This window comes from Maricaulis sp. B-26, assembly GCF_056857855.1.
In genome coordinates this window covers 1-19322 of the sequence record NZ_JBSXNX010000012.1, presented here as the reverse complement: position 1 = coordinate 19322, position 19322 = coordinate 1, and the positions used below count along the sequence as shown (strand labels likewise).

The following is a 19322-nucleotide window of genomic DNA, read 5'->3' as shown; positions in this document are numbered from 1 at the left end:
GAGTATGTTTTACGGACGGGTGTCCGGATTGGCCTTCGCGATTGCAGCACTCGCCTGTGCGGGTGCAGCATCGAACCCGGTTTTCGCTCAGTCGGCGGAACCGCTTTCTCCCGAGGATATTTTCCTGCTCGAGGCTGCCGCGGAGCCCCGCATCGCGCCCGACGGATCCACGATCGCCTATATCCGGCGTTCGAATGACATCATGACCGACCAGACCCGGTCTTCGATCTGGCTGGTCGACACCGATGGAAGCAATCATCGCCCGCTGGTTGCCGGCGATGCTCAGACCCAATCGCCACAGTGGTCGCCAGACGGTAGTCGACTCGCCTTTGTCCAGTCGGTCGAGAACGGTGCCAGCATCCGCATTCACGACGCGTCCGGAGACCGCGAACTGACCACCGTGCAGGGCGGCGTCTCCAATCTGTCCTGGTCCCCCGACGGCCGCCGGCTCGCCTTCGCCAGCTTCGTACCTGAAGGCGGGCTCGATCCGGCCCCGCTGCCCGAACAGCCGGAAGGGGCCGAATGGGCCGCGTCCGCTACCGTGGAGGACCGGCTCATGTTCCGCTTCGACGGAACGGGCGCCCTGCCCCGTGGTTCACAGCAAATCTTCATTCTCGACCCGGAAACCGGAAATACCCGCCAGCTGACCGACGGTTCGCCCGGCGCATCCGGGGACTTCACCTGGTCGGCGGACGGCAGCGCCATTCTCTTTTCCGCCGACCGGCGCCCCGACGCCGGCAGCCTTGCACCAGACACCGAGCTGCATCGGATTACGCTGCGCGATGGAGACATTTCCCAGCTCACCAACCGGCGCGGCCCTGACAGCAGCCCGCGCAGCGCACCGGACGGGTCGCGTCTCGCCTGGCTTGGATATGACGACCACCGGATGGGCTATCATAATGTGGAACTCTATGTCGGCGCTCCGGACGGGTCCGATCCGCAATCCCTGACGGCCGGTCTGGACCGGTCTGTCAGCGCCCCGGTCTGGGCTGATGACGGGAGCGGTCTCTATGTCCAGTACGACGATCACGGACAGACCCGTGTCGCCTTCGTCTCGCTTGGAGGTGAAGTCACGATCCGGGCCGACGGTCTGATCGGCGCCACGTTCGGCCGCCCCTATACGGGCGGTAGCTACAGTGTCGCCGACGACGGTACTGTTGCGGCGATGACCGGCTCCCCGGTCCGCCCGTCCGACATCACGGTCTTCCCGCAAGGTGAGGAGGCGAGGCAGGTCACGGCGCTCAATGAAGACGTTCTGGCCCACCGGTCGCTTTCCATGGCGGAGGACATTCGCTGGACATCCCCGCATGACGGGACGGAGATACAGGGATGGGTGCTCTACCCGCCCGGTTTCGATCCGTCGGAAGAGTGGCCGCTCATCCTCGAAATTCATGGCGGCCCGTTCTCGGCCTACGGCCCTTCCTTCACTGCCGAGCTTCAGCTGATGGCAGCAGCGGGCTATGTCGTCCTCTATACCAACCCCCGCGGCTCCACGAGCTATGGCTACGACTTTGCCAACCTGATCCACCACGACTATCCCGGCAATGATTATGACGACCTCATGGGCGCCATCGACACGATGCTGGACCGCGGCTTCATCGACGAGGAGAGGCTCTTCGTGACCGGCGGATCCGGTGGCGGCGTGCTGACGGCCTGGATCATCGGCAATACGGACCGCTTTGCGGCTGCAGCCGTGGTCAAGCCCGTGATCAACTGGTCGAGCTTCGTGCTGCACGCCGACCTGCCGCAATTCTTCTCGCGCTACTGGTTCGCCGCACCCCCCTGGGAAGCGCCGGAGGAGTACTGGCGCCGTTCGCCGCTCTCGCTCGTGGGTAATGTCGAGACACCGACCCTGATGATGGTGGGAGGAGCGGATGTCCGCACGCCGCGCTCTGAGACGGAGCAATACTATTCCGCGCTCCAGCTCGAGGGCGTCCCGACGCGCCTCGTCGTCATCCCGGACTCCTTCCACGGCATCTCGAATTCGCGCCCCAGCCGGCTGCTCAGCAAGGTCGCCGAGATCCTGCGCTGGTTCGAGACATATGACCCGCAGACCGCAGCGTCGGACAACGTCGCCGGGACCGACCGGTGAAGACACTCAAGCTTGCAGCAATCCAGGCAGCGCCGGTCTATTTCGACCGCGCGGCCTCGTTGGACAAGGCCTGCTCGCTGATTGCCGAGGCCGGGCGGCAGGGTGCGGACATCGCGGCATTCGGGGAGACCTGGCTGCCCGGTTATCCCTTCTTCATCGAGGCTCCGCTGAGCGATCTCTGGTGGGAAGCGGCTGCGCTCTATCTGGACCAGGCCGTCACGGTTCCGGGCGGCGAGACGGACCGGCTCTGTGCCGCGGCCCGAGCTGCCGGCACGGATGTCGTGATCGGGATCGCCGAGCTTGACCCGGACACGCAAGGGAGCGTCTACGCGACCCTCCTCTTCATCAGTCGCGACGGCGAAATACTTGGCCGCCACCGCAAGCTCAAACCGACCCATCACGAGCGTTCAGTGTGGGCGGATGGCGATGCCGGCGGGCTTCGTGTGCATGAGCGCCCCTATGGCCGGCTGTCCGGCCTGAACTGCTGGGAGCACAACATCCTGCTTCCCGGTTTCACGCTGATCAGCCAAGGCACGCAGATTCACGTCGCCGCATGGCCGGGACGAGAACCGGAAACCGCGCCGACCGAGCCCGTCTGGTCTCGCCAGATTCTGTTGTCGCGCGCCTTCGCCAGCCAGGCCGGCGCTTATGTCATCGCACCGGCCGGGCTCCGGTTGAACGAGCACGTCCCGGACCGTTTCCGCTCGCTGAGCACGTTCGAGCATACGGGGCAAAGCGCGATCATCGATCCGCGCGGAGAAATCATCGCCGGGCCGGCCGATGGCGAGACCATCCTCTATGCCACTGCGAAAATGGAAGAAGTGCGCAAGGCCAAATCGGCCTGCGATCCGGCCGGGCATTACGCTCGCCCGGACCTGTTCGAACTGCGCCTCAAGGGAGAGCGGGTCTGGCCGCCCTCCCCGCGCGGACCGTCAGACTAGGCCGACATGCTCGGACGTGCGGCAACCGCTTCGCGCCATCGCGCCAGGTGGGTCAGCGTTTCGGGAACCGGCAGCTTGATCCAGCCTGCGAAATCCAGAAAGACGGCCGCCGCTATGTCCGCCGCGCTGAAGGTATCGCCGGCCAGATAGGCGCTTTCGGCGAGACGCTTGTCGAGTTCGGCCATGAAGGCCTCCGCGCGTGCACGCCCCCGTTCGATCAGTTCGGGAACCTGGGCGAAACGCTGCGGGCCGGTCAGGGACGAATCCTTGAAGAATTCGGAACGATTGCGCAGCGCCTCCATGACACCCATCAGCCCCTCGCCTTCGACGCGGGCAATCCATTCCGCAACCATCGCCTTCTCCACCGGGTCACGACCGAGCAGAGGCGGATCGGGATATATCTCCTCAAGATAGCGCATGATGGAGGCGTTGTCGCAGAGCACAGCGCCGTCGTCGAGCTGAAGCGCCGGCACGGTGCATCGCGGATTGACCGCACGATAGGCATCGGAAAACTGGGCCTTCTCCGCGAGATCGACCTGTTCGGTCTCGATCTCGATCCCCTTCTCGGCCATGAATATCCGGGCACGTCGCGGGCTGGGCGCGGGCTTGTAATCGTAGAATTTCATGAACTTCCCCTATGCAAAGCCGGCCGGACGATCGTCCGCGACACCGAGGCGCCGCTCGATTTCCCGCCCCAGCGCGATGATATTGCCCTCTTCGAAAAGGGGCGCCCACAAGCTGGTCGTCTGCGGGACGCGAAAACGCTCCGGATTCTCCGTCGCGGAATCGCCGAATATGGTCCGGGTCGGCACCTCGTTATAGCCGGATCGGAAAGCAAGCTGCGGATGACCGGTGAAATTGGTGATAACGAGAAGGCCTGCCGCGAAATTCGGCGCGATCATCGCATCCAGATCCGAGAAGACAGCATCCATCTCGACCATGACCTGACGGCGGAAACGGTCGACATTGATCATGTCGACCGCCGATATGAAGCGTGCCCGGCGCCAGGTATTCGGCCAGGCCGCCGGTTCCTGCCAGACGAGCAGATCATCGCGATCGCTCAGGGTCAGATCCTCGAAGGCCGCCGCGGATTCGGCCTCGACGGCAGCGAACAGCGCGTCATAGGGCAAGTCGGGCAGACTGACCTCGACCAGTTCGACGCCGGCCGCTCGGGCCCCCTCGAGTGCGGCGCGGTCGGCATCCGTCCCGTTCTCGAACCAGGCCGGATTGTAGCCGACCCTCATGCCGCGGACATCGCGCCCCGCATTCGCCTCGAACCCGGCTTCGACTGAGCCCGGGTCCTGCGGATCGAAGCCATTGATCGCCGCCAGCACGAATGCCGTGTCCTCGACTCCGCGCACGATCGGACCGATCTTGTCGAGCGACCAGCACAAGGCCATCGCCCCAGATCGCGATACGCGGCCGAATGTCGGCCGCAGGCCTGTCGTGCCGCAACGATTGGAGGGCGAGACGATCGAGCCGAGCGTCTCCGTCCCGATCCCGAATCCGATCAGACCCGCCGCGGTCGCGGATGCGGAGCCGGCGCTCGAGCCCGATGATCCTTCCGCCGTGTTCCAGGGATTGCGTGTGACGCCGCCAAACCAGCGGTCGCCATAGGCAATGGCACCGTTCGTGGTCTTGCCGAGCAGAACCGCCCCGGCTTCGCGCAGGCGTTGCGTGACCGCAGCGTCGGTCTCGGCAACCCGGTCGCGATAGGGTGTCGCCCCCCAGGTCGCAGCAACACCGGCCACGTCGATAATGTCCTTCATACCGTAGGGAATGCCGTGCAAGGGCCCCCGCGAGCGTCCTTCGGCAAACTCGAGATCACAAATGTCGGCCTCACGCCGAGCGATGTCCGGCGTGACGGTAACGAAGCATTCGAGGGTTGAGCCGTGGCGGGCAATGCGATCCAGATAGATCTCGGTGAGCCGGCGGGAGGTCAACTGCCCGGCATGCAGCCAGGTCGACAGTTTCCAGACCGGCGCAAAGGCGATCGCGGCATCATCGGACGGCAAGGGCCCCGCACGGGCTCCCGACGCGATCACCCCACCGTCCTGCGCCCGATAGGCACGCCCCGGCAGTCGCGGGTCGAAGACACTGGCCGGTGCGAGCGTGTTCGGCTTTTCCAGCCCGCGGTGCTGCGTCATCCGATCGATCCAATCGTCGATCTCCATCACCAGCTGCTCACGCTCGGAATCGCTATACTGGACGTCGAACAGGGCCTCGGCACACTGGACCGTATCGACTGTGACCGGAGAGGACGCCTCGATGGCGGTAGCGGCAGGGGCCTGCGACTGCCCGAAAGCAGCGCCCGATGCGCCGGCGCCGATCACCGCAACGGCACCACCCTTGAGCAGATCGCGGCGCGACGTGTCTGATTTCTTCATGCTTCTCCCCATACCGGCTTCCCCCGCAAATCTGCGTCCCCGAACCTCGAAGTTCAATCGCAAACGGAATTTGCGAAATCGAATTGACCCACAAATTGCCGCATTCCGCCCCATTTCGGTTCACAATTCATCATTAACCCTAATTCATGTGCCGGACCGGCATTTTGAATAAAGGGGGAGGCCATGCCCTTGGACCAGACAGTTCTCGACCGTAACGACTTCGATAATGACGTCTTCGAGTCGCGTGCGGACGAACGCTCCGACATCTCGGATTTTCGCGATACGCGGGCTCCGGCCGCGATGATTCAGCTTGGCCGTGCGCGTGCCATCGCAGAAGCGCGCCGGGCCGACCTGCTCAAATTCCGCCGGACCTGGGGTGGTGCGGTCGAAGACTCGCAGGGCACCGACAAGCCGGCGATCAAGCCGATCGACCGGGCCGCGGTCTATCCCAAAAGCCACATCCTGCACTTCTCCGTTTTGGCAGCCCTGGTTCTCTTTGAAGGCCTGGCGAACGCATACTTCTTCTCGAAGGGGTCCGATCTCGGCCTGCTGGGTGGCTGGCTGCAGGCGATCACCGTCTCCTTCACTAATGTCATCGCCGCCTTCTTCCTGATCGGTTTCATCGGTCTGAGACACATGTCCAACCGTCACAAACCTCTGATCAGCGGAGCCGCTGCTGCCGGTGTCGCCGTCGCGATCGCTGCCCTGATCGCACTGAATCTCACAGCATCGCACTTCCGCGACCTGCTGGAGCTGAACGCCGCAACGCTGGCGCTCGGCGGTGCGGAGACAACGGGCGAAGTCCTGACGCCAGTTACGGAAGCGCGGCAGAACCCGTTCGGAATTCAGACGCTGGAAGCCTTGCTGCTGTTCATTCTGGGCACGACTTTCGCCGCAATCGCCGCCTATAAGGGTCGCACGTTCGACGACGCCATCCCCGGATATGGCGCTGTCACCCGCCGCCTGGAAGCCGCGTCGCGCGATCTCGAAAAGACGCTGGAATCGGGCTGGAAGGATGCCAAGAAGCTGAGCCAGGGTGAACTGGAACAACTGGTCGCCGCCAAGGATCTTCACGAGCAGATCTGTATCGATCTGGCCGGACCGGGCCAGCATGGTTAAGCTGAACGCGAAGCGGCGCTCCGGCGTCGCTTCGTTCTGACTGCGACGGAGGGGGGGCCATGTCCGGACGCGACGCCTTGGGATTATTCAACCTGCTGATCATTGTCGGCGTACTCGGTGCAATCAGCTATGCGGCTTTCGTCCTGAAGCCGGCCGAATACGACAGCCAGACGCTGTGTCTCGCGGACAGTGTTCCGCCTCACCGCGTCGTGGTCATCGACAAGACGGACCTCTACTCGCCGGCACAGGCGAACATGATCGGGAATCTGATCCTTCAAGAGCGCGATGCGCTGGATGTGGGCGAGCGGCTGTCCCTCTACGAACTCAACCAGACGGGCCAGCTGCGCAACACCAACCGGTTCTCGCTATGCAATCCGGGGGCAGGCGCGCAGGTCAATCCGCTCTACCGCAATCCGACCCGCATCCAGGCCCGCTATGAAGCACTGTTCGCGGACCCGCTGGATCGCGCCCTCGCGGACCTGGTGGAGCCGAAGGATGCGCCGAGCAGCCCGATCATCGAGGCGCTGGCGCGCCTCGGCCAGGATCCGAGCTTCGACCGCAACGTCCCGGCACGCCGGATCGTGCTGGTTTCTGACATGCTTCAGAACTCCGAGACCTTCAGCGTCTATGGCCGCAATCGCGGCGACCTCGCCCGCCGGCTTCCGCCGTCGGCCAGTGTGGCCGCAACGATCCGCGAAACCTATGGCGATACGCTTCGCGGCGTAACGCTGGAAATCCGTCTGATCCCCCGCGACGGCTGGGAACGGGACCAGCATACCGAGCTTCGCGCCTACTGGGACGCGGTCTTCTCTCAATTGGGAATATACGCGGTCTGGTACGACATTTGAGTCTGCCAGACCTCTCGATGTGACTCCCGCCTGACGCTATGGGCCCGGACATGCGGGCGGCTGCGCGCTTATCCACAAGCGGGCACCGCAGGTTATAGATTATGCGTTCCCCCGACTCGCGCATCACCACAATATCTAGTGTATCGCACATGCCGAGCCGCTAGGGATTGAGCAAAATGGCTGATGCCGTCTATGAGCACTCCGCCCGCCATGGCCGGGAAACGCTGCGCCGGATCGTCGACAAGGACATCATCACCTTCTGTGCCCGCCAGCCCCATCTGATGGAGCTCGCCTTTACCCTCGCCGACCACGGCCACACCCATGTCGGCCATGTGGCGCGTCTCAGCCTGTACACCATCATCGACCTGGCGGACGGCAATACGCGACTGGCGGACGAGCTTCATCACCGCTTTCGGCATGCCGGTCTGGACTTCGGAATGACGCTCGAAGGCTGGGACGCTCCGGCGGCTGATGCGATCGAACCGCAGCTCGACTGATCTACCCATTGCAGCGCCCCGTATGAAGGCTAGTTTCGAACTATCGTCCTCAAACGCCGGGTCCCAGCCATGATAACGCTCCACCACCTCGACAATTCGCGCTCGCAGCGCATTCTCTGGCTGCTTGAGGAAATCGGCATCGAATACGAGGTGAAGCTCTACAAGCGCGATTCCAAGACGATGCGGGCCCCTGCCGCGCTGCGCGACATCCACCCTCTCGGCAAGTCACCCGTGATTACCGATGGCGCGATTCGCGTCGCGGAATCGGGAGCCATTATCGAATATCTCATCGAAACCTATGCGCCGAAGCTGCGGCCGGACGCGGGAACGGAAGCAGCGCGACGCTACACCTACTGGCTCCACTTCGCAGAAGGGTCCCTCATGCCGCCCCTCCTCGTCCGCCTCGTGCTGTCCCAGTTGACCGGGCCGCGCGTCCCCTTCCTGGTCCGGCCGATCGCGCGGATGCTGGCGAACAAGCTCAATAGCAGCTTCACCAATCCGGAAATCGAACGCCTTTTCGCGTATGTCGACGCCGCATTGTCGGACCGTGACTGGTTTGCCGGCGACGAGCTGACCGGGGCGGACATCCAGATGAGCTTCCCCATCGAAGCGGCCTCGGCGCGGGGCGGGCTGGATGCGTCCCATACGAATATCCGCGCCTGGCTCGACCGGATTCATGAGCGGCCGGCCTACAAGCGTGCGCTGGAGCGCGGCGGGAAATTCGGCATTATCGGCGGATAGCCGGTCGCAGACGGCTGGTCCGACACTGAACTCCGGACAATAAAAAGGGCGGCTCGCAGGAGCCGCCCTTTTTCATGCTGGACCAGCGAGATGGCGTCGGCCTATTCGGTTCCCGCCATCTCTTCCCGCGTCCGGAAGTCCACATCGAGATTGGCCGCAAGATAGATCAGGGCCGCATAGGCCGCGACATTCTGGGCCAGCGCGTCGGGATCGATCTTGTCGAGCGTGTCGTCCGGCGTGTGGTGCAGATCGAAATAGTCCATGCCGTTCTGGTTCAGGCGAACCGTCGGCACGCCCTGCATGGCCAGCGGAATAATGTCCGGTCCGCCGCCCGGAACATCGCTGCCGCCGCGGATGATCCCCAGCGGCGCGATCGCCCGTCCGATGGCATCGACGGCCGGATCGGCCTCGTCCGACACGTTCGAGACGAATTGCCAGATCGTGCCGGCACCGAAGTCGGACTCGGTCGCCAGGACGTGATTTCCGATTTCATCCGCATGCGCTTCGGCATAGGCACGTGCGCCGAGCAGGCCGACTTCCTCGGCCCCGAACATGACGACGCGGATCGTGCGGCGCGGGCGCTCAGGCAGGCGGGCCACCAGTTCGGCGGCCGCAACCGTGATCGCAATGCCGGCGCCGTCATCGACCGCGCCCGTACCCAGGTCCCAGCTGTCCAGATGGCCGCCGATCAGGACGATCTCGTCGGGGTATTCGCTGCCGACGATGTCCAGGACGACATTGCCGCTCGAAACATCGCCATGCCAGCCGGCGGTGGAGTGGATGCGCAGCGAGATGCTCTCGCCTCCCTGGTGCAGCCGGCGCAAATGATCGGCGTCCGGGTTGGAGACGGCGATGACCGGGATGTCCGCCCACGCGCCGTCCATCGAGGACATCATGCCGGTGTGCGGATTGCGGTGACTGTCCGATCCCACCGAACGGACGACGAGGGCCTCGGCCCCGGCTCGCTCGGCATGCTGCCAGCCGATACGGCGGCGCTGATTGGCAGGACCGTAGCCGGCACCGGTCTGGCTCGGCACCATGGCGTCGCCATCGACGAAGGCAATGCGTCCATCGAGCGACCCGTCTTCTGCCGCCATCAGGGCATCGACATTGCGGAAATATACGATCTCGGATTCGAGGCGGCCAAGGCGTGGAGAACGTCCCGAACCGCCCAGCGCCGTGCCGTGCAAGGGCATGTCGTAGGGCGCCGTCATGACGATTTCCATCTCGCCACGATCCCAGAACGGCATGGTGAACTCTTCCACCACGACCCTGTCGAAGCTCAGCTCCTCGCCCAGCGCACGCCCCCATTCGCGGCCGCGGGCCTCGGCTTCGGAACCGGCCAGGCGCGGACCGACTTCCGTCGTCAGGGACTCGACGATGTCCCAGGCGAGATCGCTCTCAAGCGCGGTGTCGATGAGCGCCTGGGTGGTCTCGGCATGCGTTTCGGAAACCTCGAACCGCTCCTGGGCGATTGTTTCCGCCGACAGAAAGACCGTCATTCCGAGCGCGACGATTGCTTTCATTGTATTCTCCCCGAATATCGATGGCAGCACTATGAGCGCCACGCCGCGCGACGCAAGAGAGAGCGGTGCGATCTTTCGCCGATCGGCGGCAGGTCGGGCTGCAGGGAAGGAAAGATCATGACCGATACTGCCACCACGTCCATCGAATGCCGGATCGAGGGCCGCCGCCGGGACATCGGCGGTTTCGAAGTCGCCCGCGTACTTCCCTTCTCCAAGCGCCGGACCGTCGGCCCCTTCATATTTTTCGATCAGATGGGCCCGGCGGAATTGCCACCGGGACAGGGTATCGATGTGCGGCCTCACCCGCATATCGGGCTTGCGACCGTCACCTATCTGTTCGACGGAGCGATGCACCACCGTGACAGCCTCGGCATCAGCCAAGTGATTCGTCCCGGCGACATCAACTGGATGACCGCGGGTCGCGGCGTCGTCCATTCCGAACGCACGCCCGATCCCGAGCGCGAAACGGGTCACCGGCTCTATGGCGTTCAGGTCTGGGTCGCCCTGCCCGAGCGGCTCGAAGACGCGGACCCGGCCTTCCATCACCATGATGCCGGAGCCCTGCCGGAAATCTCGCGCGGTGGTGCGACCTTCCGGCTGATCCTTGGCGATGCCTGGGGCGAGACGTCCCCTGTCGAGGTCTTTTCGCCGATCTTCTACCTGCACGGCGCCATGCCCGCCCGCAGCACCACCACGCTCGACATCACGCATGATGAACGGGCGCTCTACCTGGTGGAGGGCGACGTCAGCATCGACGGCGAAAGCATATCACCGGGCGAGATGGCGGTGCTCGCTCCGGGAAGCGCGCCGCAAATCTCAGCAGCGACCGACAGCATCGTCATGTTGTGCGGGGGGCAGTCGCTGGGCACACGCAAGATCGACTGGAATTTCGTTGCGTCGGATGCGTCAAAAATCCAGGCTGCCCGCGCCGACTGGACCCGGGCCGCGGAGCAGGGGTTCCCGGCCGGCGGGCGCTTCACCCTTCCGGAAGGCGAGACGGAACACATTCCCCTGCCCGACGGCAAGCCGAGCCATGAACCCGTCGAAGCCAGCAAGGACTGCCCCACCAGCTGATCAGGGCGCGTCCGCCTCCGGCACCGGGCGCCAGGCCGGCGCCTCCAGTGCCCGGCGGGTCGTGTAATAGGTCGCGAAACTCGCCAGCCAGTGACCGCCTTCGTAATTTTCGCCGCTGACCGATGCGATCCCGGTCTCGGCATGCCGCCGGGCCGCCGCGAGAAGCGCCGCACGGCGGGCATCGTCTTCCGGCAGAGCCGCGGCGATCGCGTCGAGATTCCAGGCGCGGGACAGGTTCACACCATCCAGATGAACCAGTTTGCCATCCGTCGGGTCGACGACTTCACCCGGCTCGAGCCAGTCGGCACTGCCATCGGTCGGGATGCCGGGCAGGAATTCGGCCAGCCAGTCCGGATAGGTATCGGGCGGCAGGATGCGGCGCATCAGGTCCGCTTCCATCAGGCAGGGCGACAGGAAATCTTCGCCGGACGGCTCATAGGCGATAGGACAGTTCCGGTCATCGCCATGGAATTCCAGAGACTTCTCGACGATCAGCCGCTCGAGCTCGCGATCCCCCGTCTCCCGCGCCCAGTCGAGAGCCAGGGCAAAACCGAAGGCGGACTGGTTATGCGTCCCGATGCGGATCGGGTAGAGCAGATTGGGCAACCAGCTGCGATACCGGTCGGCGACTTCCGCCTCCAGCGGCGCGAGCGCTTCGGCCCAGCGTGATGCACGGGGATCGTCCCATTCGCGCAGTTCGAGGCCGAGCTGTAGCAACCAGGCAAGACCGTAGGGACGCTCGAAGGACGCCCGCCCCTCGCCGCGGAAATAGGCGACTTCGCCGGCGATGGTCTGCGGCGTCAGATTGGCGTCGAGCGCCGCAGTCGCTGCCGCGGCCAGCTCGCTCTCCGGCGAGGAGCGCAGAAGGCGGACCAGAAGCCAGTGCCCGTGCACCGCCGAGTGCCAGTCATAACACCCGTAGAAGGCGGGGTGCAGCGCGCGGGGCGGCAGGGCGTCCGAGTCGCCCTGCAGGACGTGACTCACCTTGTTGGGATATTCGCGCTGCACGCAATCCAGTGCGAGCTGCATGAATCGGGTTTCCCCATCCATCTGGTCTTGCTCTTCCTGCGCAGTCGCGATGTTGCTGCAAAGCAAAGCAAAAACAGCGGCACAGCGGAAAATGGACTTGGCGATCATTGCTTGTCTCCCCCTTCACATTCGATTTCGGTCGTGCCTAGGGGGCTTTTCTGCACCCGCCCGATCTGGTACCCGCGATATTCCAAAACCATTCGGCGGAGCTGGCAAGGGACTTGCTTTCCGTTGATCTGAACTCGAGGCATCGGGACCGCCGGGAGCGGCCCCTGCAGGCCTTGGCATAAGGTGACCGGCTCGCGGCATACAAAGAACCCGAGCGCACTGGGGGTAAGGAAAATCATGTTGAACACTGATCGTCGCGACGGCGGCCTAGACGCATTGGGGATTCGAGCCGGAACGGTTCACCTCAACTGGAACGAAGCGCGCCTGTACGAGGAAGTCGTGCGCCGTGGCGAAGGCGAAGTGGCCGAGGGCGGCGCCCTGGTCGTGAAGACCGGCGCCCATACGGGCCGGTCCGCCAAGGACAAGTTCACGGTCCGCGATGCCGAGACCGAGGACCAGGTCTGGTGGGACAGCAATGCCTCGATCTCGCCGGATCATTTCGCAGCGATCTGGGACGATTTCCGCGCGCATATGGAGGGCAAGGAGCTCTTCGTGCAGCAATTGTTCGGTGGTGCCGATCTCGATCACCGGCTTCCGGTCCGGGTCGTCAACGAGCTGGCCTGGCACTCCCTCTTCATCCGTCACCTCCTGCGCATTCCCGCGGAGGACGAATACGCCGGCTTCGATCCCGAGTTCACCATCGTGAACCTGCCGAGCTTCAAGGCCGACCCGGAACGCCATGGCTGCCGCTCCGAGACCGTCATCGGCGTCGATTTCGCGCGCAAGCTGGTGCTGATCGGCGGCACATCCTATGCCGGCGAGACCAAGAAATCGGTCTTCACCATTCTCAACTATCTCCTGCCTGCCAAGAAAATCATGCCGATGCACTGCTCGGTGAATGTCGGCGAGAATGACGATGCCGCGATTTTCTTCGGCCTGTCCGGCACCGGAAAGACCACGCTCTCCGCCGATGCCAGCCGCACGCTGATCGGCGATGACGAACACGGCTGGTCGGAGAATGGTCTCTTCAATTTCGAGGGCGGCTGCTATGCGAAGATGATCCGCCTCTCCGCGGAAGCCGAGCCTGAGATCCACGCCACCACGAAAATGTGGGGCACGGTGCTCGAGAATGTCGTGATGGATCCGGAGACGCGTGTCCTTGATCTGGACGATCCGAGCCTGGCCGAGAACAGCCGCGGCGCCTATCCGCTTTCGGCGATCCCGAATGCCAGCGAGACAGGGCGCTGCGGTCACCCGAAAAACCTGGTCATGCTGACCTGCGACGCCTTCGGCATCATGCCGCCGATCGCCAAGCTCACGCCGGCCCAGGCGATGTACCATTTCCTGTCCGGCTATACCGCAAAGGTCGCCGGTACGGAAAAAGGCGTGACCGAGCCAACCGCCACCTTCTCCGCCTGCTTCGGTGCGCCTTTCATGCCGCGTCACCCGGTCGAGTACGGCGCCCTGCTCCGCGAGCTGATCGCAGAACACGATGTCGACTGCTGGCTGGTGAATACCGGCTGGACCGGCGGCGCCTACGGCGAAGGTCATCGCATGCCGATCAAGGCGACGCGTGCCCTGCTCAATGCCGCACTGGACGGATCGCTGAACGAAGCGGCCTATCGCGAAGACCCGAATTTCGGCTTCATGGTCCCGATCGCTGTCGACGGCGTGGACAGCGCGATCCTCGATCCGCGCTCGACCTGGTCCGACCAGGAGGCCTACGACCGCCAGGCGGCCAAGCTGGCCACCATGTTCAACGACAACTTCAAGGTCTTCGAAGACCATGTCGCGCCCTATGTCCGCGCCGCTGCACCGAAGGCCAAGGGCCGCGTCCTGGAAACGGCGGCCGAATAGCGCACCTTACACGACGACTCATCGGGAACCCCGGCTTCGGCCGGGGTTCTTTTTTTTGGACAACAGGTTGGACCTCCCCCAAGCGCAAAACCGTCGCGTGAAATTTTCGTGCGGGAAACGTGACTGAGCGAATAGATTTCGCCGAGCAGCCTCGTCAAAATCAGCTCATGCGGAAAAATATGTTTGACCTTGAGACTTTTTTCAGCCTTGCTTGAAACAGTATCTCGCAGATGCAGCACGAGCTGCGGCGAAAAAATGGACACTGACATGGCGCTCGTTCGCGACATCACGGCTCTTTCCGCACATGCCCGGCCCGGCATGACGGCGAGCTCCTGCGCGCGTTCCATGACCCGCACGTCCACCACCATCACCATGATGATTACGACCTCCACCTATGAAAGGGGGGCGGCCGGCGTGCGCTAGCGGAAGACAAATAACCGCGAAGACACACCAACCCGCTCCCCGCAAGGCGAGCGGGTTTTTTCATGCCCGAATTCCAGACCAACCGTCAGACCAAGACCCGAGAGGACCCGATGCCCCAACACGAACAGCCAGCCCGGCCCCGCCAGTTCTGCGTTTTGAAATTCGGTAGCAGCGTGCTCCGAAAACCGGACGACTACGCCCGCGCCGCCCATGAAATCTACCGCCATGTTAGAGGCGGAGAGAAGGTCGTGGCCGTGGTCTCCGCGCTGGATGGCGAAACCGATGCACTGTTCGAGGTCGGTGCGGCCGTCGGCGACGGTCAGAGCGACAGCCTGGTTGCCCGCCTGGTCCGTTGCGGGGAGCTCAAATCGGCATCCCTGATGGGACTGGCCCTGCAGCGCTCGGGCGTCCCGGTCAGCGTGCTCGACCCGCATGAGATGGGCCTGAAGGCGGAAGGGTCGCCGCTCGATGCCAATCTCACCGGTCTGGACGCCGAACGCGTGCTCGCCCACTTCGATCAGGCCGACGTCATCGTGGCGCCGGGCTTCTTCGGCGAAGGCGAAGCCGGTCCGGTGACGCTGGGTCGCGGCGGAACCGATCTGACGGCTGTGGAGTTCGCGCACTGGCTGGGCGCGAACCGGGTCCGGCTCATCAAGGATGTCGATGGCGTCTATTCCGACGATCCGGCGCAAGTCGCCAATGCCCGGCGCCTCGAACAACTCGATTACGAGGAAGCTGCTCGTGTCAGCCGCGGCCTCGTGCAGGAAAAAGCCATCTTCCAGGCACGCGACAAGAATGTCGTCATCGAGGTCGCCGCTCTGGGGCGGGGCTATGCCACGCGGATCGACAGCGTGAAGCGGCGTGAAGCCGCCGCACGCGAGTGCGCTCCGCTGCGCGTTGCCGTGCTCGGCCACGGGGCCGTAGGTGCGGGTGTCTGCGAACACATCCTCGCCCATCCGGGCCGTTTCTCGCTCAATCCGGTTCTCGTCCGGGACCGGGACCGCCATGCCGCACTGGCGCCGGGCCTCGACTTCACCGAAGATCCCGCCGAGGCCCTCGCCGGTTCGCCGCAACTCGTCGTCGAGACGATCGGCGGAACCGGACTGGCCCGCGCCTTGTCGCAGAGCGTCCTGCGCGACGGCGCTCACCTCGTCTCCGCAAACAAGGCGGTTATCGCCCTGGATATCGAACGGCTCCGCGACCTGGCCGACGCCAACGGCCTGAAGCTGCACTATTCCGCAGCCGTCGGCGGCGGCGTACCCGTCCTCGAACGGCTCGATGCGCTGAAACGGGGCGACGGCGTCCTCTCCGTCGAGGCCGTTCTCAACGGGACCTGTAATTTCGTGTTCGGCCAGCTGGACGCCGGCGCCACGCTCGCGGAAGCCGTCTCGGAAGCCCAGCGGCTGGGGTTCGCCGAGGCCGACCCGTCGACCGATCTGGACGGCCATGACGCCGCCGACAAGCTCGCACTCATCGTCCGCCACGCCTTCGGCGTCCCGCTCTATCCCGACCAGATCAGGCGCGAAAGCCTGTCGGCCCTGCCTGCTGAAAAGATTCATGCAGCCCGGGAACAGGGCCGGGTTTTCAAACAGATCGCCCGATGCTCCACGCGCCCCGATGGAAGTGTCGATGCCGCCGTCGAGATTCGCGCCCTCGAGCCGAACCACCCCCTCGCCGCGCTCAGAAACGAGGGCAATGGGTTCCTGCTGGAATTGCCGGGCCGAACCGAATGCCTCACCGGCAAGGGAGCCGGACGCTGGCCGACGGCGGAAGCGGTCTTCGCCGACATCATGGACGTTCAGCGTGAGCTCGCCGCGGCGGATCATCCGCAAACCCTCGCCGGGGAATCGCGGCTGGCGGAGAATCCGCTTAGCCATGACGCTCGCCTGTCTTCGGGAAGGCCAGCATGAACCAGTCCATTCGCCGGGCATGCGCCAGCGCGCCGGCCAGTATCGGGAATATCGGCGTCGGGTTCGACGCGCTCGGCCTCGCCTTCGATGCGGTCCGGGATCGCGTTACCGTCTTCCGGGAGCCCGAGCCCGGCATCCGTCTCGGTGCCGTCAGCGGTCTCGTCGACACGCTTCCCGACGCGGTCGAGCGGAATTGCGCACTCGCAGCCGCCAAGGCGGTGATCGACGCGGCGGGCGCTTCGTTCGGACTGCGCCTCGATATCGACAAGGGCGTGCCCCTGAGTGCGGGAATGGGCGGCTCTGCGGCATCGGCTGTGGCGGCCGCAGGCGCCACCAATGCCTTGCTCGGCGAGCCGTTTGCGCTCGAAAACCTGCTTCCGCTCGCCATGGAAGGGGAACGCGTCTCCGCCGATCCGCCGCCCTGGGACAATGTCATGTCCGCCCTGCTGGGCGGCATGGTTCTCGCCGCACGACTCGACCCGCCGCTGATCCGGCGCCTGCCCGTCCCCTCCGGCGTGGCCTGCGTCCTGATCCATCCGGACCGGCATATCGAGACGCAGGCGGCGCGCGAACTTCTTGCGTCGGACGTTGCCCGGGATATCGCCGTCGAGCACGCCCGTAACATCGCAGCCTTCGTCGCCGGCTGCGCAGCCGATGATCTCGACCTCGTCGCGTCGGGCCTGAAAGATATCCTGATCGAACCGCAACGCCTGCCGCTCCTGCCCGAACTCACCGCCGTCAAGGACGCCGCAGGCGCGGCCGGCGCGCTGGGCTGCTCCTTCTCCGGATCCGGCCCTTCGGTCTTCGCCTGGGTCCGGGACGCCGACCGCGATGCGGTCGAAGCCGCCATGCTCCAGGCCTTCCGGTCGGCCGGCTGCGAGGCGACTGCCTATCAGGCCGATATCGATTCCAGCGGACTGCGTGTGGAGGCGGTCGAATGAAGTTTCTCTCCACCCGGGGCGACGCCCCTCCGGTTTCCGCCGACGCCGCGCTCCAGGCCGGAGCCGCGCCCGATGGCGGCCTTTATCTCCCGGACCTTCTTCCTGGCTTCACGCCAGCCGACTTCGATGCCGATACCGGGCTGGCGGATGTCGCCCGACGTCTCCTGGCGCCCTTCTTCGCCGGCACGCCGCTCGCAGCCGCCCTGGCGGAAATCTGCCGCGACGCCTTCGACTTTCCCTGTCCCGAAGTCCGTCCCTTCGGTCCCGATACCGGCCCCGCCATTCTCGAGCTTTTCCACGGGCCGACCGGGGCCTTCAAGGATTTCGGCGCCCGCTTCCTGTTCCGCGCCTTCGCGGCGCTGGGCCAGTCCGAGGACGCCCCGTTCACGGTTCTTGTCGCGACCTCGGGCGATACAGGCGGTGCCGTCGGCTGCGCGGCCGAAGGCCTGGCCGGTGTGCGCGCCTTCATCCTCTTCCCGAAGGGACGTATCTCGGCCTTCCAGGAGCGCCAGCTTTGTTGCTGGAAACCGCCGGTCTCGGCCCTGCGGATCGACGGCGATTTCGACGATTGTCAGCGGCTCGTAAAAGCGGCCTTCGCGGACACCGCCCTGACCGGCCGGCATCATCTGACCTCGGCGAACTCGATCAGCGTGGGACGGCTTCTGCCGCAGATGAGCTATTGGGCGCATGCCTCGCTCCGGCACTTCAGGGCCAGGGGCGAGAAGCCGGGCCTCGTCATCCCGACCGGCAATCTGGGCAATGCCTTCGCCGCCATTCTCGCCCGCGCCTGCGGCCTTCCCATCGGACCCGTCGTGCTCGCGACCAATGCCAACGCCACCCTGGCGGACTGGCGGGAGACAGGCGAATACCGCGCCCGCCCCTCCCTCGCGACGCTTGCGAATGCGATGGATGTCGGCGCGCCGAGCAATTTCGAACGCCTCGCCGCCTTCTCCGAGGACGGCGGGCAGAGCACGATCGAGGCGGCCATCCGCGTCGATGACGACGCCATTCGCGAGACGATCCGTTCGACCTTCGAGACGACGGGCTATATCGCCTGTCCGCACACGGCGACCGCTCTCGCCGCCTGGAAACGCCTTTCCCGCAAAGCGCGCGAGGACCGCGGCTGGATCATCGGCGCAACGGCGCACCCCGCCAAATTCGCCGACATCGTCGAGCCTCTGATCGGCCAGACCATCCCGCTCCCGTCCTCGCTGGGCGCCGTCCTGGAACGCCCAGTCCTGGTCGCCGACATCCCGGCAGACCTCAACGCCCTCGCCGCAGCCCTGGAACCCTGACTGCAGCCCCGGCCATCTTGCAGCGAGGTTCCGGGCCTTTGCTTCCATGGGACGCTTCGTCTTCCCCCGGGTAATCTGTTCGATCTCACGGCAGTCCGCTTCGCGGACGCCTCCGATGGGGCGGCCCATAAGGGCCGGCGCGCAGTCGCGCTTGCGGGAACGGTGGTCCCGGGTGTCAGAGCGACTTTCATCTTCCCCCGCCGGGGGAAGTGGGCCGCGGCAAGGCCGCGGGTCGATGGGGGTATTCGGCGCCCCATCCTTCACCATTCCCCCTCCGTCCCTTCGGGACACCTCCCCCGGGCGGGGAGGACGAAGCACTTTCAGCGCCACGACCTTCCGGCCTGGCGGTATGAGGGGTGCAGGATGCCGGCTGATGCCGGTGGGTATATGTAAGTGTGAGTGACATCAGGGACATCCTGCACACGGAGATTTACTGGAGCCCTCACGGGCTCCCTCTCGAAACCGGTCTGGACAGACAGTCAGCGCTTTTGCTGCCTCTCCGAACCGATGGCCACCACCGGGCCCTGCTTTGGT

At 64.9% G+C, this 19322-nt stretch carries 16 protein-coding genes; 12 read left to right on the top strand and 4 right to left on the bottom strand.

The features are described from left to right. Positions 1-4: 4 nt before the first annotated feature. Together AC13HB_RS01910 and AC13HB_RS01905 are read left to right on the top strand one after the other, a co-directional pair. Positions 5-2092, top strand: a complete 2088-nt coding sequence (locus tag AC13HB_RS01910; protein ID WP_482948086.1) for a S9 family peptidase — start codon at positions 5-7, stop codon at positions 2090-2092. Continuing rightward, a complete protein-coding gene (locus tag AC13HB_RS01905) occupies positions 2089-3033 on the top strand; it encodes a carbon-nitrogen hydrolase family protein (RefSeq protein WP_482948027.1) in 945 nt (314 codons plus the stop codon). Before AC13HB_RS01910 ends, AC13HB_RS01905 begins: the two co-directional genes overlap by 4 nt. On the opposite strand, the gene AC13HB_RS01900 is transcribed toward AC13HB_RS01905, so the two are convergent. Continuing rightward, the gene (locus AC13HB_RS01900) at positions 3030-3659 is read right to left on the bottom strand and encodes a glutathione S-transferase family protein (RefSeq protein WP_482948026.1); all 630 of its coding nucleotides are present in this window, start codon (positions 3657-3659) and stop codon (positions 3030-3032) included. The two genes, AC13HB_RS01905 and AC13HB_RS01900, sit on opposite strands and share 4 nt — an antisense overlap. A 9-nt stretch (positions 3660-3668) precedes the next feature. Then, positions 3669-5420 (bottom strand): amidase, encoded by a 1752-nt coding sequence (locus AC13HB_RS01895; protein WP_482948025.1) that lies wholly within the window; start codon positions 5418-5420, stop codon positions 3669-3671. A 189-nt stretch (positions 5421-5609) separates the two neighbouring features. Between AC13HB_RS01895 and AC13HB_RS01890 the strand changes: the two genes are divergently transcribed. The 4 genes from AC13HB_RS01890 (at position 5610) to AC13HB_RS01875 (ending at position 8625) form a co-directional block, all read left to right on the top strand. Beyond that, positions 5610-6539: a hypothetical protein gene (locus tag AC13HB_RS01890; RefSeq protein ID WP_482948024.1), complete on the top strand. Its 930-nt coding sequence runs from the start codon at positions 5610-5612 to the stop codon at positions 6537-6539. Between the two features lie 59 nt (positions 6540-6598). Beyond that, positions 6599-7387, top strand: coding sequence for a hypothetical protein (locus AC13HB_RS01885; RefSeq protein ID WP_482948023.1), 789 nt, complete (start codon positions 6599-6601; stop codon positions 7385-7387). A gap of 176 nt (positions 7388-7563) precedes the next feature. Continuing rightward, complete coding sequence (locus tag AC13HB_RS01880; protein ID WP_482948022.1) at positions 7564-7884, top strand: hypothetical protein; 321 nt, start codon at positions 7564-7566, stop codon at positions 7882-7884. Positions 7885-7953: 69 nt separating this feature from the next. Then, complete coding sequence (locus AC13HB_RS01875; RefSeq protein ID WP_482948021.1) at positions 7954-8625, top strand: glutathione S-transferase; 672 nt, start codon at positions 7954-7956, stop codon at positions 8623-8625. 101 nt (positions 8626-8726) lie between these two features. Here AC13HB_RS01875 and AC13HB_RS01870 read toward each other — a convergent pair whose 3' ends face one another. After that, the gene (locus AC13HB_RS01870) at positions 8727-10151 is read right to left on the bottom strand and encodes a M20/M25/M40 family metallo-hydrolase (protein WP_482948020.1); all 1425 of its coding nucleotides are present in this window, start codon (positions 10149-10151) and stop codon (positions 8727-8729) included. A 117-nt stretch (positions 10152-10268) separates the two neighbouring features. On the opposite strand from AC13HB_RS01870, the gene AC13HB_RS01865 reads away from it, so the two are divergent. Next, entirely contained in the window at positions 10269-11225 is a 957-nt protein-coding gene (locus AC13HB_RS01865) for a pirin family protein (protein ID WP_482948019.1), read from the top strand. Here AC13HB_RS01865 and AC13HB_RS01860 read toward each other — a convergent pair whose 3' ends face one another. After that, positions 11226-12362: a DUF2891 domain-containing protein gene (locus tag AC13HB_RS01860; protein WP_482948018.1), complete on the bottom strand. Its 1137-nt coding sequence runs from the start codon at positions 12360-12362 to the stop codon at positions 11226-11228. A 237-nt stretch (positions 12363-12599) separates the two neighbouring features. Between AC13HB_RS01860 and AC13HB_RS01855 the strand changes: the two genes are divergently transcribed. The 5 genes from AC13HB_RS01855 (at position 12600) to thrC (ending at position 18788) form a co-directional block, all read left to right on the top strand. Beyond that, positions 12600-14219 carry a phosphoenolpyruvate carboxykinase gene (locus tag AC13HB_RS01855; RefSeq protein ID WP_482948017.1) on the top strand — a complete coding sequence of 540 codons (1620 nt, stop codon included), beginning with the start codon at positions 12600-12602 and terminating at the stop codon, positions 14217-14219. A gap of 255 nt (positions 14220-14474) precedes the next feature. Next, complete coding sequence (locus AC13HB_RS01850; protein ID WP_482948016.1) at positions 14475-14642, top strand: hypothetical protein; 168 nt, start codon at positions 14475-14477, stop codon at positions 14640-14642. A 62-nt stretch (positions 14643-14704) separates the two neighbouring features. Beyond that, positions 14705-16552, top strand: a complete 1848-nt coding sequence (locus AC13HB_RS01845; protein WP_482948015.1) for a homoserine dehydrogenase — start codon at positions 14705-14707, stop codon at positions 16550-16552. Next, entirely contained in the window at positions 16549-17493 is a 945-nt protein-coding gene (locus AC13HB_RS01840) for a homoserine kinase (protein ID WP_482948014.1), read from the top strand. The genes AC13HB_RS01845 and AC13HB_RS01840 overlap by 4 nt, the downstream gene beginning before the upstream one ends. After that, entirely contained in the window at positions 17490-18788 is a 1299-nt protein-coding gene (gene thrC / locus AC13HB_RS01835; RefSeq protein WP_482948013.1) for a threonine synthase, read from the top strand. The genes AC13HB_RS01840 and thrC overlap by 4 nt, the downstream gene beginning before the upstream one ends. The last annotated feature ends 534 nt before the right edge of the window (positions 18789-19322 follow it).